The organism is Stenotrophomonas cyclobalanopsidis (assembly GCF_008710035.1).
Taxonomy (GTDB): domain Bacteria; phylum Pseudomonadota; class Gammaproteobacteria; order Xanthomonadales; family Xanthomonadaceae; genus Stenotrophomonas; species Stenotrophomonas cyclobalanopsidis.
Map to the genome: position 1 here is coordinate 14,850 of NZ_VYKI01000002.1, position 24,414 is coordinate 39,263.

Annotated in this window: 18 protein-coding genes and 5 tRNA genes; 11 read left to right on the forward strand and 12 right to left on the reverse strand. The window is 67.1% G+C overall.

Features of this window, described 5'->3' with window-relative positions; translation table 11 throughout:
* Positions 1-6: 6 nt before the first annotated feature.
* The 6 genes from FJU31_RS01895 to FJU31_RS01920 form a co-directional block, all read right to left on the reverse strand.
* Positions 7-82, reverse strand: a tRNA-Lys gene (locus tag FJU31_RS01895).
* A 139-nt stretch (positions 83-221) separates the two neighbouring features.
* Positions 222-297, reverse strand: a tRNA-Lys gene (locus tag FJU31_RS01900).
* 79 nt (positions 298-376) lie between these two features.
* Positions 377-453: transfer RNA gene (locus FJU31_RS01905), tRNA-His, on the reverse strand.
* A gap of 186 nt (positions 454-639) precedes the next feature.
* A complete protein-coding gene (locus FJU31_RS01910; RefSeq protein WP_223176396.1) occupies positions 640-1,368 on the reverse strand; it encodes a hypothetical protein in 729 nt (242 codons plus the stop codon).
* A gap of 131 nt (positions 1,369-1,499) precedes the next feature.
* Positions 1,500-1,576: transfer RNA gene (locus tag FJU31_RS01915), tRNA-Arg, on the reverse strand.
* A gap of 37 nt (positions 1,577-1,613) precedes the next feature.
* Positions 1,614-1,690: transfer RNA gene (locus FJU31_RS01920), tRNA-Pro, on the reverse strand.
* Positions 1,691-1,869: 179 nt separating this feature from the next.
* On the opposite strand from FJU31_RS01920, the gene FJU31_RS01925 reads away from it, so the two are divergent.
* Positions 1,870-2,628 (forward strand): Bax inhibitor-1/YccA family protein, encoded by a 759-nt coding sequence (locus FJU31_RS01925; RefSeq protein ID WP_188115430.1) that lies wholly within the window; start codon positions 1,870-1,872, stop codon positions 2,626-2,628.
* Positions 2,629-2,763: 135 nt separating this feature from the next.
* Positions 2,764-3,384, forward strand: coding sequence for a flavin reductase family protein (locus FJU31_RS01930; protein ID WP_150453276.1), 621 nt, complete (start codon positions 2,764-2,766; stop codon positions 3,382-3,384).
* A 3-nt stretch (positions 3,385-3,387) separates the two neighbouring features.
* On the opposite strand, the gene FJU31_RS01935 is transcribed toward FJU31_RS01930, so the two are convergent.
* From FJU31_RS01935 to grxC, 6 genes are all read right to left on the reverse strand, one after another.
* Positions 3,388-4,137, reverse strand: a complete 750-nt coding sequence (locus FJU31_RS01935; RefSeq protein WP_150453277.1) for a sulfite exporter TauE/SafE family protein — start codon at positions 4,135-4,137, stop codon at positions 3,388-3,390.
* 25 nt (positions 4,138-4,162) lie between these two features.
* On the reverse strand, positions 4,163-5,071 hold the full coding sequence (locus tag FJU31_RS01940; protein ID WP_150453278.1) for a LysR family transcriptional regulator: 909 nt from the start codon (positions 5,069-5,071) through the stop codon (positions 4,163-4,165).
* Between the two features lie 52 nt (positions 5,072-5,123).
* Positions 5,124-5,867, reverse strand: a complete 744-nt coding sequence (locus tag FJU31_RS01945; RefSeq protein WP_150453279.1) for a cysteine hydrolase family protein — start codon at positions 5,865-5,867, stop codon at positions 5,124-5,126.
* A gap of 224 nt (positions 5,868-6,091) precedes the next feature.
* The gene (locus FJU31_RS01950) at positions 6,092-7,096 is read right to left on the reverse strand and encodes an isocitrate dehydrogenase (protein ID WP_150453280.1); all 1,005 of its coding nucleotides are present in this window, start codon (positions 7,094-7,096) and stop codon (positions 6,092-6,094) included.
* Positions 7,097-7,411: 315 nt separating this feature from the next.
* Positions 7,412-7,804 carry a carboxymuconolactone decarboxylase family protein gene (locus tag FJU31_RS01955; protein ID WP_150453281.1) on the reverse strand — a complete coding sequence of 131 codons (393 nt, stop codon included), beginning with the start codon at positions 7,802-7,804 and terminating at the stop codon, positions 7,412-7,414.
* Positions 7,801-8,121 (reverse strand): glutaredoxin 3, encoded by a 321-nt coding sequence (gene grxC / locus FJU31_RS01960; protein ID WP_425473606.1) that lies wholly within the window; start codon positions 8,119-8,121, stop codon positions 7,801-7,803. Before grxC ends, FJU31_RS01955 begins: the two co-directional genes overlap by 4 nt.
* Positions 8,122-8,233: 112 nt before the next feature.
* Between grxC and FJU31_RS01965 the strand changes: the two genes are divergently transcribed.
* From FJU31_RS01965 to FJU31_RS02005, 9 genes are all read left to right on the forward strand, one after another.
* On the forward strand, positions 8,234-9,880 hold the full coding sequence (locus FJU31_RS01965) for a M48 family metalloprotease (RefSeq protein WP_150453283.1): 1,647 nt from the start codon (positions 8,234-8,236) through the stop codon (positions 9,878-9,880).
* A gap of 116 nt (positions 9,881-9,996) precedes the next feature.
* Positions 9,997-10,686, forward strand: coding sequence for a phosphate regulon transcriptional regulator PhoB (phoB, locus tag FJU31_RS01970; protein WP_108767888.1), 690 nt, complete (start codon positions 9,997-9,999; stop codon positions 10,684-10,686).
* A gap of 105 nt (positions 10,687-10,791) precedes the next feature.
* Positions 10,792-12,123: a phosphate regulon sensor histidine kinase PhoR gene (gene phoR / locus FJU31_RS01975; protein WP_150453284.1), complete on the forward strand. Its 1,332-nt coding sequence runs from the start codon at positions 10,792-10,794 to the stop codon at positions 12,121-12,123.
* 4 nt (positions 12,124-12,127) lie between these two features.
* Positions 12,128-14,215 carry a polyphosphate kinase 1 gene (gene ppk1, locus FJU31_RS01980; RefSeq protein ID WP_150453285.1) on the forward strand — a complete coding sequence of 696 codons (2,088 nt, stop codon included), beginning with the start codon at positions 12,128-12,130 and terminating at the stop codon, positions 14,213-14,215.
* A 319-nt stretch (positions 14,216-14,534) separates the two neighbouring features.
* Positions 14,535-16,061 carry an exopolyphosphatase gene (gene ppx / locus FJU31_RS01985; RefSeq protein ID WP_150453286.1) on the forward strand — a complete coding sequence of 509 codons (1,527 nt, stop codon included), beginning with the start codon at positions 14,535-14,537 and terminating at the stop codon, positions 16,059-16,061.
* 353 nt (positions 16,062-16,414) lie between these two features.
* Positions 16,415-19,321 (forward strand): TonB-dependent receptor domain-containing protein, encoded by a 2,907-nt coding sequence (locus FJU31_RS01990; RefSeq protein ID WP_150453287.1) that lies wholly within the window; start codon positions 16,415-16,417, stop codon positions 19,319-19,321.
* Between the two features lie 324 nt (positions 19,322-19,645).
* Positions 19,646-22,567: a TonB-dependent receptor domain-containing protein gene (locus FJU31_RS01995; protein ID WP_150453288.1), complete on the forward strand. Its 2,922-nt coding sequence runs from the start codon at positions 19,646-19,648 to the stop codon at positions 22,565-22,567.
* A 123-nt stretch (positions 22,568-22,690) separates the two neighbouring features.
* Complete coding sequence (locus FJU31_RS02000) at positions 22,691-23,836, forward strand: glycosyltransferase family 4 protein (protein WP_150453289.1); 1,146 nt, start codon at positions 22,691-22,693, stop codon at positions 23,834-23,836.
* The gene (locus FJU31_RS02005) at positions 23,817-24,356 is read left to right on the forward strand and encodes a phosphatase PAP2 family protein (protein WP_150453290.1); all 540 of its coding nucleotides are present in this window, start codon (positions 23,817-23,819) and stop codon (positions 24,354-24,356) included. Before FJU31_RS02000 ends, FJU31_RS02005 begins: the two co-directional genes overlap by 20 nt.
* Positions 24,357-24,414: the final 58 nt, after the last annotated feature.

A 24,414-nucleotide genomic window follows, 5' to 3' on the forward strand; every position in this document is an offset into this window, starting at 1 on the left:
TTCGTCTGGTGGGCTGTCAAGGATTCGAACCTTGGACCTATTGATTAAGAGTCAACTGCTCTACCAACTGAGCTAACAGCCCGAAATCGGGGCGCGAATTATGACCCCATCCGCCTGGGGGATGCAAGCACTTCGTTCGACTATCGTCGACGTCGGCGCTGCTCCGGGTACCGCACTAGCTGAAGAAAAAAGCCACCTGGCATACCAGGTGGCTTCCGTCTTGGTGGGCTGTCAAGGATTCGAACCTTGGACCTATTGATTAAGAGTCAACTGCTCTACCAACTGAGCTAACAGCCCGTGAAACTCAGACGCACATTGTAGCGTGCATTCTGTTTATTGCAATACCGTGTCGGCGTTGCCGATGCGGTTGAAACAGTGGGGTGGCTGAGGGGATTCGAACCCCCGACCACCGGAATCACAATCCGGTACTCTAACCAACTGAGCTACAGCCACCACTGAACCGTTTGCTTCATCGCCGATCTTCTGGCGCTGGAGCCTTGATGCGTTGCCTAGAGTGGCGGAAGCAGAAGTTCCGTCCCCCGAAGCGAGTCCGGCATTTTCCGGGAGTCGCGCGGGAATTGCAAGCCCTTCTTCACAATGATGTGCAGGGGCCTACCAAGGGCCGACAGCGCCCTCTACTCAGGGATCGCTGGCCGAGATGACCCGGGTCGTTTCGCCTGCTTCATCCAGGAACGCCAGCGTCGCCTCGCCCTTCGGCGTCACCTGCAACTGCAGCCGCGGATTGCCCCTGGCGTCCAGCAACTGCAGCATCGCATTGCGCGCATCAGACCTGCCGAGGAACACGCGACGGGTGATCGCCTCTTCGCCGGCCTTGGCCAACCGCTCATCGTCGGCCGAGAAGATCGGCCGCTTCAGGCCATCGGCCACGTCATTGAACATCAAGCCTGCGATATTTCCATCGGGGCCATCCAGACCCAGCAACTGCAGCTGCTGGTCCTGCTGGTACCGATCAAAGGTGAGGCTCATCCCGCTGTCCGGGCGCCCATCTTTGCCCAGCGCGCCATTGAAGATCAGGCCACCATTCTCGGTGCCCTCGTCATTCAGGAACAGCATGCCGGCCATGGGCCGCTTGTGTGCGGTGATCTCCTCGCCCTTCATGAAGCCACCCGGGAAACGCGTGCGGTTGGACACAACCAGGCGCAGGGTGCCGTCGGGCTCCCGGATGTTGATGCGCTGCGCGTCGATGACATCGAACGATGCATCGCGATGGGCACTGGCGCCCATCAGCAGACCGGCCAGCGCCAGCAGGGTGACACCGCCGCAGTACAGCGAAAGCCGCCGCTGGCTGGCGCGCAGGCGCTGCACTTCCGCAACGAGGTCCTTGTCCTGGACTGCCTGCTCCGTCATGCGTCTCACTCCTTTGATGGGGCAGGAAAAGCGGACAACGCGCTGCCCCGGACGACCTTGTCCGAGCAATGACTGTAAAGGGTGGGCGTGAAGGGCCGCATGCGCCGGAAGTCAGGGAAGCTTTCCAGCAATGGCGCGCCCGACAGGAATCGAACCTGTAACCGCCGGCTTAGAAGGCCGGTGCTCTATCCAGTTGAGCTACGGGCGCCCGAACCGGAACGGCGTCCAATCCGACGTAGTGGGATTGGTCGGGGTAGAGGGATTCGAACCCCCGACATCCTGCTCCCAAAGCAGGCGCGCTACCAGACTGCGCTATACCCCGGTGTTGCAATCCCCTCGGGCAAGGCCCGGGGAGCTGGTCATTGTGAACAAGCGCAGCGCAGCCTGTCAACGCGGCCGCCCGGCGGCGCCGCGCTGCCACACTACCGTGCGCCGCCATCGGCTATGCTCGCTGTAATCGGCCGGATGGCCGTAACCACCTCATTCGCACGGAGATTTCGCATGCGCAGCGGCAACCCGGCTCTTTCCGAGTCGACTTTCCTCGACCTGGCCAGCGGATCGGTGGTGACCCACCCCGACCAGGCGATGACCCTCAACGGCACCGTCAACAAGACCGGCATCCTGTTGCTGCTGACCGTGCTGACCGCCGCCTTCGCCTGGAACCAGTCGATCAACGACTACGGCCAGGTGATGGCCAGCGCCAAGCTCTATGCCATGGGCGGCGCGATCGGCGGCCTGGTGCTGGCGCTGATCACCATCTTCAGGAAGGAATGGTCGCCGGTCACCGCGCCGATGTACGCGCTGGTGGAAGGTCTGTTCCTGGGCGCCATCTCGGCCGTGTTCAACATGAAGTTCCCGGGCATCGTATTCCAGGCAGTGCTGCTGACCTTCGGCACCCTGTTCGCCCTGCTGTTCGCCTACCGCAGCGGCCTGATCAAGGCCACCGAGAACTTCAAGCTGGGCGTGGTCGCCGCCACCGGCGGCATCGCCCTGCTCTACCTGGCCTCGTTCGTGCTGGGCTTCTTCAACATCAACGTGCCGGTGATCCATGACGCCAGCTGGCTGGGCATCGCCTTCAGCCTGTTCGTGGTGGTGGTGGCCGCGCTGAACCTGGTGCTGGATTTCGACTTCATCGAAACCGGCGTCGCCCAGCGCGCGCCGAAGTACATGGAGTGGTATGGCGCATTCGGCCTGATGGTGACCCTGGTCTGGCTGTACGTGGAATTCCTGCGACTGCTGTCGAAGATCCAGCAGCGCTGAGCCCGATCAAGCTGCAAACGACAAGCCGCGATCCGCGAGGGTCGCGGCTTTTTCGTGGGTCTCACCTGTCCGACTGGCGGATAATCGGGAGCAACATCCAGTCGAGCAAGCTCGACTCTACGGAACCCTTACGCCATGTCCGACACCTTCCACAGCTACCGCCCCGCCGACGGCCACCGCCTGCCACACGACCCGTTCAACGCCATCATCGGCCCGCGCCCGATCGGCTGGATCTCCAGCTGCGCCGCCGGCGGCACCCTGAACCTGGCCCCGTACAGCTTCTTCAACGCCTTCAACTACACCCCGCCGATCATCGGCTTCTCCAGCCAGGGGCGGAAAGACTCGCTGCACAACATCGAGGCTACCGGCGAATTCGTCTGGAACCTGGCCACCTTCGACCTGGCCGAGGCGATGAACGAAAGCTGCCGCGCGGTCGCGCCGGAGGTCGATGAGTTCAGCCTTGCCGGACTGACGCCGCTGGCGTCCACCCAAGTGCGCCCGCCGCGCGTTGCACAGAGCCCGGTCAGCATGGAATGCCGCTGCACCCAGATCGTGCGCCTGCGCGATGCCGCCGGCCAGGACACCAACGGCTGGCTGGTGCTGGGCGAGGTGGTGGCGGTGCATATCGATGCGCGGCTGCTGGTCAATGGCATTTACGGCACCGTCGCCGCCGATCCGATCCTGCGCGGTGGCGGCCCGGCCGACTATTTCCGGGTCAGCGCCGAACAGCGCTTCAGCATGTTCCGCCCGGCCTGAGCCTCAACGCGACAGCAGCACCGGCAGCGCCGAGCACAGCAGGGCGATGCCGGACGCGGTCAGCAGGCCCAGCACGATCTGCCGGAAGCGCGCCTCGCTGATGCCGATGTACAGGCGCGCACCCAGCAGCGTCGGCACCAGCATGGCTGGGGCCACGATGACGAAGTACGGCAGCATCTGCCGGGTGATCATGCCGTTGCCGACATAGGTGGCCATGGTCACCGCCAGCATGGCCAGGTTGAAGTTCTGGATGACCGCGCGCTGCTCGTCCTTGGCGAAACCGCGCAACGTGCTCCACAGCGTCGGCACCGGCCCGGCGAAGCCACCGATGCCACTGAGCACGCCGCCGGCCATGCCGGCCACGGCGTCGCCGATGCGGCCACCCACCGTGATCGGCGGCAGCCTGCGCACCATCAGCATCACCGGGCACCACACCGCCAGAAACCCACCCAGCAAGGCCTTGAACCAGGCCATGTCCAGCTGCGGCAGCACCATCACGCCCAGCGGAATGCCGGCCAGCCCACCCAGCACGAACGGCAGCAGCAGGCGCAGGTTGAAGCCGCGGCGCACGGTGAACACCGCCAGCAGCTGGCCGGTCAGCGCACCGAACACCGACAGCGCAGCGGCCAGCCGCGGGTCCAGCCCCCAGGCCCAGAAGGACATCGCCACCATGCCGAACGCGAACCCGGAAAGGCCCTGCACGAAGCCAGCGACGATCGCACCGACCGCCACCAGCAGATAGACCGGATCCATCACGCTCCTCGTTGCCGTGGCGTGGCTAGCCTGCCCCGCCCGTCCAGCCAGCGTAGTGCGTGGCCAGGTAATCGACCAGCGCGCGCACCTTCGGCGCCAGGGCACGCGCGTGCGGGTACAGCGCGAAGTAACGGCGCTGGCCGGCATTCCAGGCCGGCAGCACGTGGATCAGGCGACCGCTGCGCAGGTCTTCCTGCACGGTCAACGCAGTAAACAGACTGATGCCCATGCCCGCCATCACCGCCGCATGCAGCGCGGGCGTGGCATCCACGCGCAGGCGCTGGCCGGCGTCAACGCTGGCAGTTGCGCCACGCGGGCCATGCAGCTGCCACGGCGCAGTGGCTGCGGTGGGACTGAAGCCCAGCAAGGTGTGCTGCTGCAGGTCGGTCACCTGCCGCGGCAGGCCGTGCCGGGCCAGATAGGCAGGGGCGGCGACCAGGATGCGCGGGCAGCTGGCCAGCTCGCGCGCCACCAGCTGGCTGTCCGGTAGCGACGGCGCAATGCGCAGGGCCAGATCGAAGCCACCGCCAACGACATCAACCAGCTGGTCGTCGGCCGACAGGTCCAGCGCCACCTGCGGGTAGCGGGCGAGGAAACCGGGCAGCCAGTGCGGCAGCTCCTGGCTGGCCACCACCTGCGGCACGCTGATGCGCAGGCGCCCGCTGGGCTGGGCCTGGCCGGCGCGTGCGCGGTTATCGGCGGCCTCCAGGCGATCCAGCAGAGCCACGGCCTCGCGGTAGTAATCGCGCCCGGCCTCGGTCAGCGACAGGCGCCGGCTGTTGCGGTCGAGCAGGCGCACCTGCAGGTGTTCTTCCAGTTGCCGCAGCTGCCGCGACATCGCCGAATGGGTGGTGCCCAAGCGCTCGGCGGCGGCGGTGAAACTGCCCGCTTCGACGATGGCGCGCAGCGCGCGCAGGGCGGCGAAGTGATCCATCGAAGGCAGCTCCCGGAAGCGGAGCCCGCGATCTGCGGGCCCCGCCAGCTTATCAAGCGCCGTCGCCGGCCTTGCGCACCGGCAGCGCCAGCAGCGCCTCGGTGCTGACCACTTCACCGAAGGCGTCCTCGATCTGTGCCAGCGAGGCTTCGTGCAGCGCGCGGTGACCGATGCGCTGGCCGCCGGCCAGGTCCAGGTCGCGGCTGGCGGTGGCATCGCCGGCCACGATCACCCGGTAACCGCGCGGCGCCGCAGCGGCATCGCGCGCAGCCCCCACCACGCAGGCATGGGTCTGCAGGCCGGTGACGATCAAGGTATCGATGCCGGCGTCTTTCAGCACCGTGTCGAGCACGGCGGCCGAAGCACCGGCAAACACGCTGACGTTGTCCTTCTGCACCACCGTCTCGCCCTGGCGCGGCTGCAGGTCGCGATGGAAGGCGGCATTGACGCTGCCCTGCGCGAACAGCGGCGCGCCTGCCGGCAGCACGTGCTGCACGTGGATCACCCGGATGCCATGGGCATCGGCGAACTGCACCACGCGCTTGGCCTGGCGCAGCGAAGCCACGCCATCGGGAATGACCATGCGGCCACCGGCGAAGCCCGGCGCGGCACTGGCGTCGAAGTACTCGTTCTGGAAATCGATGACCAGCACGGCGGTCTTCGCGGCATCCAGTGCGGTGACCGACGGCGCACCGGCCATGTGGCGGATGGTGGGATGGGCCGGCTCGGCAGCGGCGACCGGCGCGGCGGCGGCCATGCCGATCAGGCTGGCCAGGCCGAAGGCGGAAAGGTTCATGGGGCGACTCCTGTGCGGTGGGAAGTGGGCACAGGATGCGGAGCGGATGGCGCAAGAACCAGCGGATACGGGCCACTTTATGTGTGCTTTTGGCCAACTTTAGTGTCGAGCCATGCTCGACTGCTCCTGCGTAGTCGAGCATGGCTCGACTCTACAAAGGGCCGTAAACGCAACGGGGCGCCCGAAGGCACCCCGCTGTGGATCAACCGAGGTTGGCCAGCCGCTTACAGGCGGCTGGCGATGGCCTGGGCGAAGCTCATGGTGGTACCGGTGCCGCCGAGGTCGCCGGTCAGCGAATCCTTGGCTTCCATGGTGGCCACGATGGCCTTGCGCAGGCGCTCGGCGTTTTCCGGCTGGCCGACATGGTCCAGCATCTGTGCAGCTGCCAGCAGCAGCGCGCACGGGTTGGCCTTGCCCTGGCCGGCGATGTCCGGCGCGGTGCCGTGCACGGCTTCGAAGATCGCCGCGTCCTTGCCGATGTTGGCACCCGGGGCCAGGCCCAGGCCGCCGACGAGGCCGGCGCACAGGTCGGAGATGATGTCGCCGAACAGGTTGGTGGTGACGATCACGTCGAACTGTTCCGGACGCATCACCAGCTGCATGCAGCAGTTGTCGACGATCATTTCCTGGAACTCGATGTCCGGGTACTGCGCCGCCACTTCACGGGCGACGTTCAGGAACAGGCCCGAGGTCGACTTGATGATGTTGGCCTTGTGCACGGCGGTGACCTTCTTGCGGCCGACGCTGCGGGCCAGCTCGAAGGCGTAGCGCACGATGCGCTCGGAGCCCTTGCGGGTGATGCGGGTGCCGGAGAAGGCGGTCTCGCCGTCAGCCGAGACTTCCTGGCCTTCGGCCAGGTACGCACCTTCGGTGTTCTCACGAACGGTGATCAGGTCGACCTTGTCGAAGCGCGACTTGGTGTTCGGGAAGGTGTGGGCCGGACGCACGTTGGCGTACAGGTCGAAGTGGCGGCGCAGGCTGACGTTGATCGAGGTGAAGCCACCACCGACCGGGGTGGTCAGCGGGCTCTTCAGCGCGACCTTGTTGCGCGCGATCGATTCCAGGGTCACCGCCGGCATCAGGTCGCCGTGCTTTTCCAGGGCCGCCAGGCCGGCGTCCGCATCTTCGTACTCCAGGCCAGCGTTGAGCTGGTCGAGGACGAACAGGGTGGCGTCCATGATTTCCGGGCCGATGCCGTCGCCGCGGATGACCGTAATTTTCTGCGTCATTGATCGATGTTCCGAACAGGGGGGAATACGCCGTCCGGACGTGCCCGGAAACGCCGGCGCTAAGGAAGTTTCACCCGCAATTATGCCTGAGCCGGGGCCGAGGTCCCAAATAGACCATGGTCCCACTCCCCGGCTCAGGCAGAATTGCCCGCGCATTTCTCCTTATCCCCGCGCCTGTCGGCGCGCCCCCTTGAACAACAAGGGGGCTCCTGGGCGGTTGGATCGCGGGAAAGACCCCGGCGCGCGTCCGGTAGCGCCGGGCCATGCCCGGCGGGAGGGACTGCCGCTATTCGCCGGGCATGGCTCGGCGCTACCTCAGTGCTCGTGCGCTTCCGGGGCGGCGGCGCCGCCTTCGAGCTGGTCGAGGAAGTCGACCGCGCGGCGCAGGTGCGGGATCACGATGGAACCGCCGACCACCAGGCCGACCGAGAAGGTCTCGAAGAACTCCTCGCGGGTCACGCCGGCTTCCTTGCACTGGGCCACGTGGTAGCTGATGCAGTCGTCGCAGCGCAGCACCATCGAGGCCACCAGGCCCAGCAGTTCCTTGGTCTTCACGTCCAGCGCGCCGGCCTGGTAGGTCTGCGTGTCCAGCGCGAAGAAGCGCCGCACCACCTGGTTCGGCTCGCCCAGGATGCGTTCGTTCATGCGCCTGCGGAACGCAGTGAATTCGGCAATGCGGTCCCTGCTGCCGTCGTCGGCCGCGCTCATGCCTGGCCCTGCCCGGCCAGCAGCGGCTCGAGCTTGCCTTCGCGATGCAGGGCCATCATGTCGTCGTAGCCGCCGACATGGACGTCACCAACGAAGATCTGCGGCACGCTGGTGCGGCGGGTCAGGGACATCATCTTCTCGCGCTCGACCGGGTCAAGGTCGATGCGGACCTCGGTCCACTGCTGGCCCTTGCTCTTGAGGAAGTTCTTGGCCGCCACGCAGTACGGGCAGACGGCGGTGGAATAGATGGTGATGGCGGGCGAGGCGCCAGCGGACTGGTCTGTCACGGGAAACTCCACGATGGATCGACGGTCCATATATGGTACCGGTGTGCTGGAATTTCCACGCCACGACCGCAACACTGTGGATTAACGAATGGTTGCCCCCTGCCCTGCCACGCTTGGCGCGCCCCGCCCGAGGACCTCCCGCTTGCGAGCCCTGCTGCTGACTACCGCCGTCACCCTGGCCCTGGCCATGCCGCTGGCCCAGGCCCAGGAGAAGCTGCCGGACATCGGGTCGTCGGCCGGCGAACTGCTGACCCCGGCCCGGCAGGCCGAGTACGGCGCGATGATGCTGCGCGAGCTGCGCAACTACGGGTACCTGCTGGACGATCCGCTGGTCAACGACTGGCTGCAGACCATGGGCACCCGCCTGGGTTCCAACAGCGACCAGCCCCGCCAGCCCTATACGTTCTTCATCATGAAGGACCGCCAGATCAACGCCTTCGCGACCCTGGGCGGCTATATCGGGGTCAACGCCGGCCTGGTGCTGACCGCCGAGCGCGAGGACGAGGTGGCAGCGGTGCTGTCCCATGAAATCGCCCACGTCACCCAGCAGCACGTGCTGCGCGGGGTCGAGCGCGCCCAGCGCGACCAGATCCCGATCCTGCTGGGCATGCTGGCGGCAGTGGTCGCCGCCCAGGCCAGCAACAGCTCGTCCTCCGGCAACGCGACCATGGCCGCGATCAGCTCGGGCATGGGCCTGATGCAGCAGCGGCAGATCAATTACACCCGCTCCAACGAATCGGAGGCCGACCGGCTGGGCATCCGCACCCTGTCCCGCAGCGGCTACGACGTGGACGCCATGGCCGGCTTCTTCGAGCGGATGTCGGCCGCCATGCGTGGCAACGACGGCGGCTACCAGGCCCCCGACTTCCTGCAGACCCACCCGGTCAACACCACCCGCATCAGCGAGGCCAAGGCCCGCGCCCAGCAGATGAAGAAGGACACGGTGCTGCTGACCACCAGCACCCCCAGCGGCGAGCGCAAGGAGCGGGTCAACCCGGCCGACCCCAGCCTGGGCGAGCCGCTGCTGCGCGGCAGCAACCCACTGCTGCCCAGCAGCGTGCTGCGCCTGCCGATCGGCCAGCTCAGCCGCGGTGCCAGCGGCGACTTCGACTGGGCCCGCGAGCGCCTGCGGGTGCTCAGCGCCGACACCACGCCGGACCTGGAACGCGAGTACGCCGACCTGGCCCGGCGCCAGAAGGACGGCCTGACCGACGCCCAGCGCTATGGCCAGGCCCTGGCTGCCATGCGCGGCGGCCGCGCCGGCGCCAACCAGGCCCGGCAGGCCCTGGCCAGCCTGCTGCAGACCCATCCGGACAGCCTGTTCGTGGCCCTGGCCCTGGGCGAGGCGGAATCCCGTGCCGGCCAGCCGGTCCAGGCCAGCGCACGCTTCGAACAGCTGCTGCGCGAACACCCCAACAGCCGCCCGGTGGCGCTGACCTACGCCGAAATCCTGAATGAGCAGGGCGGACGCGAGGCCGGCCAGCGCGCCCAGGCGATGCTGCGGCCCTTGCTGTCGCAAAGCGGTAACGATCCGGTTTTCCAGCAGCGCTACGCCCGTGCCAGCGAACTGGCCGGGGACAGCGTGCGGGCCAGCGAGGCCTATGCCGAGGCAGCCTTCCTCGGCGGCCGCCCGGAGCAGGCGCTGATGCAGCTGCAGGCGCTCAAGCGCAACCCCGAGCTGGACTATGTCGGCCGTGCGCGGGTGGATGCGCGCATCGAGACCATCACCCCCACCGTGCTGGAGCTGCGCCGCCAGGGCGTGCAGGACCCGGAGCTGGACCGGCGCTGAGCGCCGCATGACCGGGGGATGGCAATCCTCGCCGATCCCGGCCGGGCAGTCACAAACATGTCATCAAACCGTAGTCTACTGGCACCACTCCAGTAACCGAGCCCTACGGTGTCCTCGTGCAGAAACGCATCCTGATCGTCGATGACGAGCCCGCGATCCGCGAAATGGTCGCCTTCGCCCTCCGCAAGGGCGATTACGAACCCGTCCACGCCGGCGATGCCCGCGAGGCCCAGACCGCGATCGCCGACCGCGTCCCCGACCTGATCCTGCTGGACTGGATGCTGCCCGGCACCAGTGGCCTGGACCTGGCCCGTCGCTGGCGCAAGGAAACCCTGACCCGCGAAGTGCCGATCATCATGCTGACCGCGCGCGGCGAAGAGAACGATCGCGTCGGCGGCCTCGAAGCCGGTGTCGACGACTACGTAGTCAAGCCGTTCTCGGCCCGCGAACTGCTGGCCCGCATCCGCGCGGTCATGCGCCGCGCCCGTGACGACGACGAAGACGGCAGCGTGGCCGTCGGCCCGATCCGCATCGACGGCGCCGCCCACCGCGTGTTCGCCAACGAACAGCCGGTGCCGATCGGCCCGACCGAATACCGCCTGCTGCACTTCTTCATGACCCACCCCGAGCGCGTCTACACCCGCGCCCAGCTGCTGGACCATGTGTGGGGCGGCAGCGTGTACGTGGAAGAACGCACCATCGACGTGCACATCCGCCGCCTGCGCAAGACGCTGGAACCGTTCAATGCCGAGAACATGGTGCAGACCGTGCGCGGCGCCGGTTACCGCTTCTCCAACGCGACCTGAGCCTCGTCGTGCCGGCACCGCGCACCCGCGGGGTGCCGGTGTCGGCAACTCTGCTATAACCCTCGATTCACCGCGTGAACCGCCGCCTCCAACGACGAGACCGCAATGCCCCGCCACATCCGCTCCGCCTGGTTTAAGACGCTGGCCTCCGTGGCAGCGGTATTGGTGCTGGCCGGCGTGGTCGGGTGGTTCAGTGGGCATCTGTGGCTGTGCATCGCGCTGGCCGCACTGGCCACGCTGACCTGGCATTACTGGCGCCTGCGCCGCGTGCTGCGCCGGCTGACCGCGCGCCAGCGCTGGGACACCGCCGAGGAAGGCACAGGCGTGTGGAACGAGCTGGACCGCCTGCTGTACCGCAACCAGGTGGAAATGCGCGTGCGCAAGCGCCGCCTGCTGGACATGCTGCGCAGCTATCGCGCCGCCGCTGCCGCCCTGCCCGATGCGGTGGTGGTGCTGGACCGCAACAGCCAGCGCGTGCAGTGGTTCAACGAAGCGGCCACCGCCCTGCTCGGCCTGCACCACCCCGGTGACCTCGGCGAAGCCCTGGTCGAACGCCTGCAGCCGATGCCGCTGGCGCACTGGCTGGCCGGCGGCCGCAATGCCGAACCGATCCTCGACGCGCCCTCGCCGGTGGACCCCGCGATCCGCCTCAACCTGCGCCTGATTCCCTATTCCTCGGACTACTGGCTGCTGATCGCCCGCGACGTCACCAAGCTGCTGCGCCTGGAACAGGTGCGCCGCGATTTCGTCGCCAACGTGTCGCACGAACTGCGCACGCCGCTGACCGTGGTGCACGGCTACCTGGACATGATGGATCCGGAAGACTTCCCCGGCACCGGTCCGATGCTGGAAGAAATGCGCAAGCAGAGCCAGCGCATGGCCCAGCTGGTGGAAGACCTGCTGACCCTGTCGCGGCTGGAATCGCAGGAACACAGCGAAGCGGAGACCGTGGCCATGCAGCCGATGCTGGCCACCCTGCGCCGCGAAGCGGAGGCGCACAGCCAGGGCCGCCACCAGATCAGCATCGACGACCTGGCCGGCGTGGACCTGCTGGGCTCGACCAAGGAACTGCACAGCGCGTTCTCCAACCTGGTCACCAACGCCGTGCGCTACACCCCGGCCGATGGCCGCATCGCGGTGGAGTTCCGCCGCGAGGGCGATGGCGCCGTGCTGGCCGTGCGTGACAGCGGCTACGGCATCCCCGCCACCCACCTGCCGCGCCTGACCGAACGTTTCTACCGGGTGTCCAGCAGCCGCTCGCGCGAGAGCGGTGGCACCGGCCTGGGCCTGTCCATCGTCAAGCACATCCTCGGCCTGCACCACGCACGGCTGGAGATCGAAAGCGAAGTGGGCAAGGGCTCGGTGTTCTCCTGTCATTTCGATGCCGACCACGTGCGCCCGCGCGAGTCCGCCCCCCTGACCTCCATCGAAGAATGAAGCCATGAGCAGCCTCGGATCCCTCCCCCTCCCCGTGAGCCCGGACAACGATCCACTGCGTGACCCGGCGCTCTACATCAACCGCGAACTGTCCCAGCTGGATTTCAACTTCCGGGTGCTGGCACAGGCGATGGACCCGCAGGTACCGCTACTGGAGCGCCTGCGCTTCATGTGCATCTCCTGCACCAACCTGGACGAATTCTTCGAAATCCGCGCCGCGGCCGTGCGCCACGCGCAGGAATTCGGCCTGCCGCCGGCCCCGGACGGCATGAGCCCGCAGGCCATCCTCAACGCCATCCATGACCGCGCCGCCGAGCTGGTGGACCAGCAGTACCGCTGCTGGAACGAGACGCTGCGCCCGGCGCTGGCCGAGGCCGGCATCGGCGTGCTCGGCCGTCACTCGTGGAACCACCGGCAGAAGCGCTGGCTGCGTGCATATTTCCGCAACGAGATCATGCCGGTGCTGTCGCCGCTGGGCCTGGACCCGGTGCATCCGTTCCCGAAGATCCTCAACAAGTCGCTGAACATCGTCGTCGTGCTGAAAGGCACCGATGCGTTCGGCCGCGCCGGCCACCTGGCCATCGTGCGCGCACCGCGTTCGCTGCCGCGCATCATCCAGCTGCCGGAAAGCCTGGGCGGCGGGCAGAACTTCGTGTTCCTGTCCTCGGTGCTGTCGGCCTTCGTCGACGAGCTGTTCCCGGGCCTGGAAGTCCAGGGTGCCTACCAGTTCCGCGTCACCCGCAATTCCGAGCTGGTGGTGGACGAGGAAGAAGTGGAGAACCTGGCGCTGGCCCTGCGCGATGAACTGGTCGACCGCGGCTACCGCCCGGCGGTGCGCCTGGAGATCGCCGAGGACACGCCGAAGGACATCGTGCGCACCCTGCTGCAGAACTTCGGCCTGACCGAAAACGCGGTGTACCGCATCGATGGCCCGGTCAATCTCAACCGCATCATCCAGCTGTACGACCTGGTGCCGCAGCCGGACCTGAAGTACCCGCCGATGAATCCGCGCACCCTGCGCGACAGCGACGGCATCTTCGAGATCGCCCGGCGCCAGGACCTGCTGCTGCACCATCCGTTTGATGCCTTCACCGCCGTGCTGGACATGATCAAGCAGGCTGCGGTGGATCCGAACGTGCTGGCGATCAAGCAGACCCTGTACCGCACCGGCAAGGATTCGCTGATCGTCGATGCGCTGATCCAGGCCGCCCGCAACGGCAAGGACGTGACGGTGGTGGTCGAGCTGCGCGCGCGCTTCGACGAAGAAGCCAACCTGGGGCTGGCCGACCGCCTGCAGGAGGCCGGCGTGCAGGTGGTGTACGGCGTGGTCGGCTTCAAGACCCACGCCAAGATGCTGCTGATCGTACGCCGCGAAGGCCGCAAGCTGCGCCGCTACGTACACCTGGGCACCGGCAACTACCACAGCGGTACCGCCCGCGCGTACACCGACATCAGCCTGATCACCGCCGATGCGGACATCGGCAATGACGTGCACCTGTTGTTCCAGCAGCTGTCCGGGCTGGCTTCGAAGATGAAACTGAAGCGCCTGCTGCAGTCGCCCTTCACCCTGCACACCGGCATCCTCGGCCGCATCGAGCGTGAGACGCGCATCGCCGCGGCCGGCCGTCCGGCGCGCATCATTGCCAAGATGAACGCATTGAACGAACCGCAGGTGGTGCGCGCGTTGTACGCGGCCTCGCAGGCCGGCGTGCAGATCGACCTGATCATCCGCGGCGCCTGCACCCTGCGCCCGGGCGTGCAGGGCGTGTCGGACAACATCCGCGTACGCTCGATCGTCGGCCGCTTCCTGGAACACAGCCGCGTCTACTGGTTCGGCAACGACGGCGCACCGGAGCTGTACTGCGCCAGCGCCGACTGGCTGGAACGCAACCTGCTGCGCCGGGTGGAGACCTGCTTCCCGATCCTCGACCCGGACCTGGCCAAGCGCGTGTACCGCGAAGTGCTGCAGAACTACCTGGACGACAACCTCAACGCCTGGGAACTGGATGCCGACGGCATCTACCACAAGCGCACCCCGGCCCACGACGAAGCACCGCATTCGGCGCAGATGGCGTTGATGCAGGGTCTGTAAGCTTCCCGGTGGTCAAACAGTGCCGACCAACGGTCGGCACACACCAACAGCAGCAGGCTCCAGGAGCCGCGGGAAACTGTCGAAGGCGGGGTGGGTCCGATGGCAGGGGTGTGAGCCGCATGGATGCGGCGACCAAGCCCCCAATGACGGGTACACGGCGTCCCCTGACATCGGACCCGCCCCGCCATCCCACGGATAGCCCGATTTTGACGTTGCCCTGGCCTCTGCAGGTGCAGGGCGCAGCCCTGCCGCACTTCCCCTGCAAAATGTGAAGGCCGCGCGGTGACGAGCACACCGCCGCTTCGGCTAACATTCGCCCATGCCGCATACCACCACGACTCCGCCCGCATTGCAGGATGGCGACCTGCTGGCCGCCATCGACCTTGGCTCCAACAGCTTCCACATGGTCATCGCGCGCTACACGCTCGGCCAGCTGCGCGTCATCGACCGGCTGCGCGAAACGGTACGCATGGCCGATGGCCTGGATGGCAAGGGCGGCCTTTCCACCGCCGCACGGCAGCGCGCGCTGGAATGCCTGGCCCGCTTCGGCCAGCGCATCCGCAACGTGCCCCCGCACCGCGTGCGCGCCCTGGCCACCAACACCGTGCGCCAGCTGCGCTCGCCGCAGTCGTTCCTGGTGCCAGCCGAAACCGCGCTCGGTCATGCCATCGAAGTGGTCAGCGGCCGCGAAGAAGCGCGCCTGATCTACCTCGGCGTGGCCCATGCACAGCCGCCCAAGGCCGACCAGCGCCGCCTGGTGATCGACATCGGCGGCGGTTCCACCGAATTCATCATCGGCAAGGGCATGCAGACCCTCGAGCGCGAGAGCCTCCAGGCCGGCTGCATCGCCAGCACCCGTCGCTTCTTCCCTGGCGGCAAGCTCAGCCGCAAGCGCTGGAAAGACGCGCTGGCCGAGATCGGCCGTGAGTTCCAGCCGTTCGCCAGCAAGTACCGCGCACTTGGCTGGCACGAAGCACTCGGCTCGTCGGGGACGCACAAGGCGATCAGCGAAATCTGCGCCACGATGAAGCTGAGCAAGGGCGCGATCACCGCCGAAGCCCTGCCGCAGCTGCGCGACGAACTGCTGAAGGCCAAGAAGATCGACGATATCGTGCTGCCCGGGCTGTCCGCCGACCGCCGGCCGATCATCGCCGGCGGCATCCTGGTGCTGGAAGCCGCCTTCCAGGCGCTGGGCCTGGAGAAGCTGCTGGTCAGCAAGGCCGCCATGCGCGAAGGCATCCTCTACGACATCGTCGGCCGTGCCGGCGAGAACGACCCGCGCGACCAATCGGTAGCGGCGCTGACCCAGCGCTATGGCATCGACACCGTGCAGGCCGACCGCGTGCAGGACACCGCCCTATCGCTGCTGGAGCAGGTGCAGGAGCGCTGGAAGCTGGACGCCGACGACGCCCGCATGCTCGGCTGGGCCGCGCGCCTGCACGAGCTGGGCCTGATGATCGCCCACAGCGGTTACCACGTGCACGGCAGCTACGTGCTGGAGAATTCCGACATTGCCGGCTTCTCGCGGCAGGAACAGCAGATGCTGGCCGCCCTGGTGCGCAGCCACCGGCGCAGCGTCGGCAAATCCGCCTTCGACGCCCTGCCCGAGCGCCTGCTGCTGACCGCGCGCCGCCTGACCGCCCTGCTGCGGCTGGCCGTGCTGCTCAACCGCGCCCACGAAGACGCGCCGCTGCCGAAGCTGGAACTGACCGCCGACGAGACCCGCCTGTCGCTGATCGTGCCGCAGGCCTTCATCGACCCGCGGCCGCTGCTGCGCGCCGACCTGATCGGCGAGACCGAGGGCCTGGCCGGGCTGGGCATCCAGTTCCGCCCCTTCGTGGCCTGATCCCGGCGGCCTGGCATCGCCAGCCGCCGGGCTCCATCCCCGACCTGACGACGGCCCCACACGGGGCCGTTTTCACGTGCGCGTTTGCGCATTCTTGAAACTGAATGGGCGTTCAGGCTACCGGACTGTGCCGAATCTGGCGACAGCACCGTGACCCTAAGGCCTTGCTTTTATTAAATTTAGATGAAGTTGGCGCGACATATTTTGACACATTTCGTCTTGACCCCTTTACATCTGGTTAACGAACGAGAATAAATCGAAGTCACCGGCTCAGTCTCTGTTGACCGAGCCGGCATTTGCTGGGGTCCCTTTGGCCCTGCACCCGCAGCTTCTGAGAGAGAGAGAGAGACGCGATGACTTCACGCACCACCGTGCTCGGCAAGGCGATCCGCCAGGCCCTGATCGTCGGCACCGCAACCATTGCGCTGCCCGCATTTGCCCAGGACGGCGCCCCCACCACCCTCGACCGCATCGAAATCACCGGCTCGCGCATCCGTCAGGTCGACGTGGAGAGCGCCAACCCGGTGCTGGCGATCTCGCGCACCGACATCGAACGCCAGGGCTTCGCCTCGGTGTCCGACATCCTGCAGAACGTCACCGCGATGGGCAGCCCGACCATCAGCCGCGCCAACGTGCTGACCGCCGGTGAGAACGCCGGTGGTACCTACATCGACATGCGCAACCTGGGTACCCAGCGCACCCTGGTGCTGGTGAACGGCAAGCGCTTGGGCATGAGCACCTCCGGCTACCAGGACATCTCGACCCTGCCGGTGTCGGCCGTCGAGCGCATCGAAGTGCTGAAGGACGGCGCCTCGGCCATCTACGGCTCCGACGCCATGGCCGGCGTGGTCAACATCATCACCCGCCATGACGTGACCGGCGTGACCGCCAATGTCTACCACGGCCAGTACAGCCAGGGCGACGGCGGCCGTGACCGCATCGACGTGGTCGCCGGCTGGTCCAACGACCGCGGCTCGATCACCCTCTCGGCCGAACACGCCGAAGAAAAGGCCGTGTGGGCCAAGGACCGCGGGTTCAGCGCCTTCGGCAACACCGACCGCCATCCGACCGAAGCCTGGACCACGGTCAGCCAGTACGGCCAGATCACCGGCCTGAAGGGCCCGGGCTGCGCCACCGCCAGCTGCGGCTACTCGCTCAACCGCGGCAGCGATCCGCTGAACCCGGCCAACTACCACATCACCAATCCGAATGCCCCGAACGGCGATGTCAGCAACACCAACGAGCAGATGCACCTGAACTATCCGCTGAAGCGGGATTCGGTGTTCGTCGATGGCCGCCTGAACATCACCGACGCGATCCACTTCAGCACGCAGCTGGGCTACAACAAGCGTGACTCGAGCCGCCAGATCGCCGGTTACCCGCTGCAGTCGTCCACCGCCGGCATCGGCGCGATGTCGGTCAACAGCTACTTCAACCCGTTCGGCAGCCAGCACGGTTACGCCACCCCGACCGCCGTGGCCTGGAACCACCGCACCTGGGAAGTGCCGCGCGTCAGCGACAGCTCGCTGAAGACCTACCGTGCCGTGGCCGCCTTCGGTGGTTCGTTCGATATCGGTGAGCGCTTCTTCGACTGGGAAGTGGGCTACCAGTACAACAAGAACGAGCTGCGCCAGCACGCCACCGGCAACCTGCACAAGGAACGCGTGAAGAACGCGGTCGGCCCGTCGTACTACAACGCCGCTACCGGCAAGGTCGAGTGCGGCACCGCTGCGGCGCCGATCGCCAACTGCATGGTCTGGAATCCGCTGATCGCCGCCGGCGTGGTCGATCCGTACGGCCTGACCGGCAACCAGGCGCTGCTCGACTACCTGATGCCGGCCGAGGATTCCTCCGGCAAGACCGTCGGCAAGAACTTCTTCGCGTCCCTCGCGGGCAGCATCGTGACCCTGCCGGCCGGTGACCTGGGCTTTGCATTCGGCTTGGAAAACCGCAAGGAAACCGGTGAGTTCATTCCCGATGCCCTGGCCCAGACCGGCGCCACCACCAACCTGGCCTCGGGCCCGACCGGTGGCGGCTACCGCGTCAACGAAGCCTACCTGGAGTTGAACGCGCCGCTGCTGGCCGACCTGCCGGGTGCGAAGGAGCTGACGCTGAACGCAGCGACCCGCTTCTCCGACTACGACACCTTCGGCAACACGCTGAACAGCAAGTTCGGCTTCAAGTGGAAGCCGCTGGACCAGCTGCTGGTCCGTGGTACCTGGGCCGAAGGCTTCCGCGCGCCGACCATCAATGACCTGTACGGTGGCGGCTCGGAAACCTTCACCACCGGCTACGCCGATCCCTGCGACACCGTGTACGGCGCTTCGCGCACCAGCGCCGAAGTGCGTGCCCGCTGCGCCCGCGACATCGCCGATGCCAACAACTACCGCCAGCTGAAGCAGGGCCTGGTGCCGATCACCAGCAGCACCGACCAGACCCCGGTGCCGTTCACCAGCGGCTCCAACCCGCTGCTGCAGCCGGAAACCTCCAAGAGCAAGACGCTGGGCCTGGTGTGGAGCCCGAGCTTCATCCCGAACTTCAACGCCTCGCTGGACTGGTGGAAGATCCGCATCGACAACACCATCGTTGCCGACAGCCCGAACCAGATCCTGATCGACTGCTATGAGCAGGGCGTGACCTCGCGCTGCGCACAGTTCACCCGTGATCCGGTCAACGGCATCGTCAACAAGCTGACCTACGGCAACCGCAACGCCGGCTTCCTGGAAACCGAAGGTTACGACATGGACGTGGCCTATCGCTGGGATACCGATTCGTACGGCAAGTTCAGCAGCGCCTGGTCGACCACCTACGTCAGCTCGAACATCTTCCGTTCGACCAACGACACCAGCGTGGTGCCGACCCCGACCAACGGCATCGGCAGCGGCTTCCGCGTGCGCTCCAACCTGACCGTGGGCTGGGACCTGGGCAACTTCGGCGTCACCTGGACCGCGCGTTACTACTCCGGCGTCAAGGAACAGTGCCTGAGCCTCAGCGCGCATCCGGACGAGTGCTCCGATCCGGGCGTGCGCGCACCGTGGTACGCCGGTACCCGCAACTACAACGAACGTGGTTCGGTGACCTTCCACGACGTGCAGTTCCGTTACAGCCTGCCGTGGGATGCCACCGTGTCGGTCGGCGCCAACAACGTGTTCGAGAAGTACGGCCCGGTGATGTACACCAAGCCGAACTCGGTGTTCTCGTACTACGGTGGCTACGACATCGGCCGCTTCGTCTACATGAAGTACCAGCAGCGCTTCTGATCCATCGCGCCGCCGCAACACCACGACCACGGCCCTTCGGGGCCGTGGTTTTTTTTGTCGCCAATGAACTGCTCTGCGCTGCACTGGCGAGGCCGCATCGTGTTCTTCCCGGGCCTGTCTTTCTGCGTCGCAGCGCGCGCAAGGTATTGAACGTGCACAGGTAACGCGGAACACGACAGCCTCGGTGCGGTCAGTGGTCGCTTTCCGCCTTTACGGAATTTGAACCCTGCGCGTTAGTGGGATGCCGTCGCGACGCAGGTCGTGGCGGCCGGACAGGCCCGCGTTTCGGGTGTCCGCTTCCACACATAGAGAGAGAGAGACCGCATGACGCCAAGCACCTCCCCGCTGGGTTGGGCGATCCGCTGTGCGCTGGCCACGGCCGGCACCGCCGCCGCCCTGCCCGCACTGGCCCAGGATTCCGCCGCCCCGACCACGCTGGACCGCATCGAGATCACCGGTTCGCGCATCCGCCAGGTTGACCTGGAGACCGCGCAACCGGTTCTGTCGATCAGCCGCGCCGACATCGAACGCCAGGGCTTCAATTCGGTGGCTGACATCCTGCAGAACCTGACCGCGATGGGCAGCCCGGCACTGAGCCGTTCCAGCCCGTTGTCATCAGGCGAAGCGTCCGGCGGCAGCTACGTCGACATGCGCAACCTCGGCGCGCAGCGAACGCTGGTGCTGGTCAACGGCAAGCGCCTGGGCATGACCACCGGCGGCTACCAGGACATCTCCAGCCTGCCGGTGTCGGCCATCGAACGCATGGAAGTGCTGAAGGACGGCGCCTCGGCCATCTACGGCTCCGATGCCATGGCCGGCGTGGTCAACATCATCACCCGCCGCGATGTGAGCGTTACCACCGTCAATGTCTACCAGGGCCAGTACAGCCAGGGCGATGGTGACCGCACGCAGTACGACGTGGTGACCGGCTGGTCCAATGACCGCGCCTCGATCACCCTCGCCGCCGAGCACGTCGAAGAGAAAGGCGTGTGGGCCCGCGATCGCTGGTTCAGCCGCTTCCCCAACACCACCCGCCACCCCAACGACGACTGGACCCCGGTCGGACAGTGGGGCCGCATCGTCGGCTTCAACGGCCCGGGCTGTGGCAGCCGCAGCGGCTGCACCTATTCGCTGGACCGCGGCGGCAACCCGATCGACGGCAGCAGCTTCCACCTTTTCGACCCGACCCCGTTCACCGGCGATGTCAGCAATGCCGCCGAGCAGATGCACCTGCTCACGCCGCTGAAGCGTGATTCGGTGTTCGTCGATGCCCGTGCGCACCTCAGCGACAACGTGCGTTTCAACACGCAGCTGGCCTACAACAAGCGTACCGCCACGCGGCAGATTGCCGGCTACCCGTTCCAGTCACAGCGCGAAGGCATCACCCCGCTGTCCAAGGACAGCTGGTTCAACCCGTTCGGCAACCACCATGGTTACGCCACGCCCACCGATGTGCATTGGGACCGCCGCGCCTGGGAAGTGCCGCGAATGACGACCAGCGAGCTGACCACCTGGCAGGGCGTGGCTGCCTTCGAGGGCAACTTCGAATTCGGCGGGCGGGATTTCGATTGGGAAGCCGGTTACCAGTACAACCGCAGCGAACTGATCCAGCGCTCGAAGGGTGATCTGCACAAGCAGCGCGTGGCCGATGCGACCGGCCCATCGTGGCTGAACCCAGCGACCGGCAAGGTCGAATGCGGCGTGCCGGGGGCATCGATTACCGGCTGCATTCCGTGGAATCCGCTGGTGCCGGCGGGCCGCGACGATCCCAACAGCCTGGCCGGCAACCCCGCGCTGCGCGACTGGCTGTTCCCCGAGGAAACCAGCCGCGGCCGCACCACCAGCCGCAACCTGTTCGCCAACATCAGCGGCAGCGTAGCCACGCTGCCGGCTGGCGAACTGGGCTTCGCCCTGGGCGCTGAAAGCCGACGCGAAGGAGGCCGCTTCATTCCCGACCCGCTGGCGCAGAGCGGTGCAACCACCAACCTGGCCGCCGGCCCCACCGGTGGCGGCTACCGGGTGGACGAGGCCTACCTGGAGCTGAGCGTGCCGGTGCTGCGTGACCTGCCTGCGGCGCGCGAGCTCACCCTGAGTGCCGCCACCCGCTACTCGGATTACAGCACCTTCGGCGATACCCTCAACAGCAAGTTCGGCTTCACCTGGAAACCGATCGACCAGCTGCTGCTGCGCGGCACCTGGGCACAGGGCTTCCGCTCACCGACCATCGCCAACCTGTACGGCGGCGGCTCGCAGACCTTCACCACCGGCTTCCGCGATCCCTGCGACAGCGTTGTCGGTGCCTCAGCCACCAGCCCGGCGGTGCGCGCACGCTGCGCCGCCGACATCGCCAATGCCGACACCTACCGGCAGCTGCGCCAGGGCAACGTGCCGATCGTCGGCAGCAGCGGCCAGACGCCGGTGCCGTTCAACAACGGCTCCAACCCCAACCTGCAGCCGGAAACCGCCACCAGCCGCACCCTGGGCGTGGTCTGGAGCCCGACCTTCGCAACCGGTCTCAATGTCGCGTTGGACTGGTGGAAGATCCGCATCGACAACACCATCGTGCCCGACCACCCCAACGACATCCTGCGCGACTGCTATGAACTGGGCATCGCCGAGCGCTGCGCCGGCTTCACCCGCGACCCGGTGCTGGGCATCGTCGACTCGCTCCACTATGGCACCCGCAACAGCGGCTTCCGCGAAACCGAAGGCTACGATCTTGAGCTGAGCCACCGCTGGGACACCGACTGGGGCACCCTGCGCACCGACTGGAAGACCACCTACATCGTGTCGTCGCTGGAGCGCACCACCAACGAAGCCGATGTGGCGCCGACCCCCGGTAACGGTCTGGCTGGCGCTGGTGGCATCGGCTTCCGTACCCGCTCCAACCTGTCGCTGGACTGGCAGCGTGGCAACTTCGGCGTCAACTGGGGCATGCGCTACTACTCGGCCGTGAAGGAGCAGTGCCTGGATGCGACCGAACGGCCGGACGAGTGTTCGCACCCAGGCCAGCGCGCGCCCTGGTATGCCGGCGAACGCGATTACAACCGCCGCGGCTCGACCACCTTCCACGACCTGCAGTTCCGCTACACCCTGCCTTGGGACGGCACCGTATCGCTGGGTGCCAACAACGTGTTCGGCCGCTACGGGCCGATCATGTATACCCAGCCCAGCGCCAACTTCTCCTACTACGGTGGCTACGACATCGGCCGCTTCATCTACATGAAGTACCAGCAACGCTTCTGATCCACGGCACGGCCCTTCGGGGCCGTGCTTCGGCGGCCGGCGCGGCCGTCATCCGACGGTCGCAATGTGGTCACGACCACTACATGGGCAGGGCCGAGCATGCCGGAAAACCGGAGGCTCGCCATGCGCCATGCCATTGTCACCGAGACCTATCCGCCGGAAGTCAACGGCGTCGCGCTCACCGTGCAGGGCCTGGAGCAGGGCCTGCGCGCATCCGGGCATGAGGTCGACCTGATCCGTCCACGACAGGCCAGTGAAGCACTGGACTCGGCGCCCGGCACGCTGCTGGTGCCGGGCGCCGCCCTGCCCCGCTACCCCGGCCTGCGCTTCGGCCTGCCCGCGCCGATCCGGCTCGGCCGGCACTGGCAGCAGCAGCGTCCCGATGCGGTCTACATCGCCACCGAAGGCCCGCTGGGCTGGTCGGCGCTGCGCACCGCCCGCCGCCTTGGCATCCCGGTGGCGACCGGCTTCCACACCCGCTTCGACGAATACCTGCCCGACTACGGCGTGGCCTGGCTGCAGACGGCGGCGATGCGCTGGATGCGCCGCTTCCACAACCAGGCCGATGCCACCCTGGTGCCGACCCGCGAACTGCAGCAGTTCCTCACCGACCAGGGCTTCGAGCGGGTGCGCCTGCTGGCCCGCGCCGTCGACAGCCAGCAGTTCGAACCCAGCCGGCGCCACCCGGCACTGCGCGAGGAATGGGGCGTCGATGGCAACGGCCTGGTCGCCATCTACGTCGGCCGCATCGCCGCCGAGAAGAACCTCGGCCTGGCGGTGAAGGCCTTCCGCCGCCTGCAGCAGGTGCGGCCGAAAGCGCGCTTCGTGTTCGTCGGCGACGGCCCGGCGCGCGATAAGCTGGCGCACGAGAATCCAGACTTCATCTTCTGCGGCATCCAGCGCGGCGACGCCCTGGCCCGCCACTTCGCCAGCGGCGACCTGTTCCTGTTCCCCAGCCGCAGCGAGACGTTCGGCAACGTGACCCTGGAAAGCATGGCCTGCGGCCTGGCCACGGTGGCCTTCGATTACGGCGCCGCGCGTGAGTACCTGCGCAACGGTGAAAACGGCGCGGCCGTGGATACCGACGAGGCGTTCGTCAAGGCGGCCGTGCAGCTGGCCAGCGACGATGCGCTGCGCCGCGAACTGGGCAGCAACGCCGCCCGCGCGATGAAACGCCTGCACCCGCAGCAGGTGGTGGCCGAATTCGAGACGCTGCTGGCCGAACTGGCCCAGGCACGGAGGACCGGACATGCGTACAACGCCGCTTGAAGGACTGGCCGGCCGCGAAGCGCGGCTGTGCCGCCGGGCCAACCACTACTGCCGGCGCCGCCGCGTGCGCCGCCTGTTTGCGGTCATCAGCCGGCTGGGTGATGGCGTGTTCTGGTACGTGCTGATGGGCGCGCTGGTAGTGGTCGATGGTTTCGACGGCCTGCGCGCGTCGGTGCACATGGCCGCCACCGGCCTGGCCGCGCTGCTGCTGTACAAGGGCCTGAAGCGCTGGACCCGGCGCCCGCGCCCGTACGCGGCCGACCTGCGCATCCGCGCCTGGGTGGCCCCGCTGGACGAGTTCAGCTTCCCCTCCGGGCACACCCTGCACGCGGTGTCGTTCACCATCGTGGCGCTGGCCTACTACCCGTGGCTGGCGCCCTTGCTGGTGCCCTTCGCCTTCGGCGTGGGCCTGTCGCGCGTGGTGCTGGGCCTGCACTACCCCAGCGACGTGCTGGCCGCCACCGGCATCGCCGCGCTGCTGGCCGCGGCCAGCCTTGCCTGGCTGCCGCTGCCGGTGTAGTTCCGCTGGATCCGCCGGGCATGGCCCGGTGCTACCGGCAGCGCCTGGCCATGCCCGG

Bases quoted from the DNA above. Each gene is read 5' to 3' on its own strand.
- FJU31_RS01935 (WP_150453277.1), bottom strand. From the start codon at position 4,137: ATGGATCCGGTCTATCTGCTGGTGGCGGTCGGTGCGATCGTCGCTGGC.
- phoR (WP_150453284.1), top strand. From the start codon at position 10,792: ATGCCCCGCCACATCCGCTCCGCCTGGTTTAAGACGCTGGCCTCCGTG.
- FJU31_RS01945 (WP_150453279.1), bottom strand. From the start codon at position 5,867: ATGAACCTTTCCGCCTTCGGCCTGGCCAGCCTGATCGGCATGGCCGCC.
- FJU31_RS01995 (WP_150453288.1), top strand. From the start codon at position 19,646: ATGACGCCAAGCACCTCCCCGCTGGGTTGGGCGATCCGCTGTGCGCTG.
- ppx (WP_150453286.1), top strand. From the start codon at position 14,535: ATGCCGCATACCACCACGACTCCGCCCGCATTGCAGGATGGCGACCTG.
- FJU31_RS02000 (WP_150453289.1), top strand. From the start codon at position 22,691: ATGCGCCATGCCATTGTCACCGAGACCTATCCGCCGGAAGTCAACGGC.
- FJU31_RS01955 (WP_150453281.1), bottom strand. From the start codon at position 7,804: ATGAGCGCGGCCGACGACGGCAGCAGGGACCGCATTGCCGAATTCACT.
- FJU31_RS01930 (WP_150453276.1), top strand. From the start codon at position 2,764: ATGTCCGACACCTTCCACAGCTACCGCCCCGCCGACGGCCACCGCCTG.
- FJU31_RS01910 (WP_223176396.1), bottom strand. From the start codon at position 1,368: ATGACGGAGCAGGCAGTCCAGGACAAGGACCTCGTTGCGGAAGTGCAG.
- FJU31_RS01950 (WP_150453280.1), bottom strand. From the start codon at position 7,096: ATGACGCAGAAAATTACGGTCATCCGCGGCGACGGCATCGGCCCGGAA.
- ppk1 (WP_150453285.1), top strand. From the start codon at position 12,128: ATGAGCAGCCTCGGATCCCTCCCCCTCCCCGTGAGCCCGGACAACGAT.
- FJU31_RS01940 (WP_150453278.1), bottom strand. From the start codon at position 5,071: ATGGATCACTTCGCCGCCCTGCGCGCGCTGCGCGCCATCGTCGAAGCG.
- FJU31_RS02005 (WP_150453290.1), top strand. From the start codon at position 23,817: ATGCGTACAACGCCGCTTGAAGGACTGGCCGGCCGCGAAGCGCGGCTG.
- FJU31_RS01990 (WP_150453287.1), top strand. From the start codon at position 16,415: ATGACTTCACGCACCACCGTGCTCGGCAAGGCGATCCGCCAGGCCCTG.
- FJU31_RS01925 (WP_188115430.1), top strand. From the start codon at position 1,870: ATGCGCAGCGGCAACCCGGCTCTTTCCGAGTCGACTTTCCTCGACCTG.
- grxC (WP_425473606.1), bottom strand. From the start codon at position 8,121: ATGGACCGTCGATCCATCGTGGAGTTTCCCGTGACAGACCAGTCCGCT.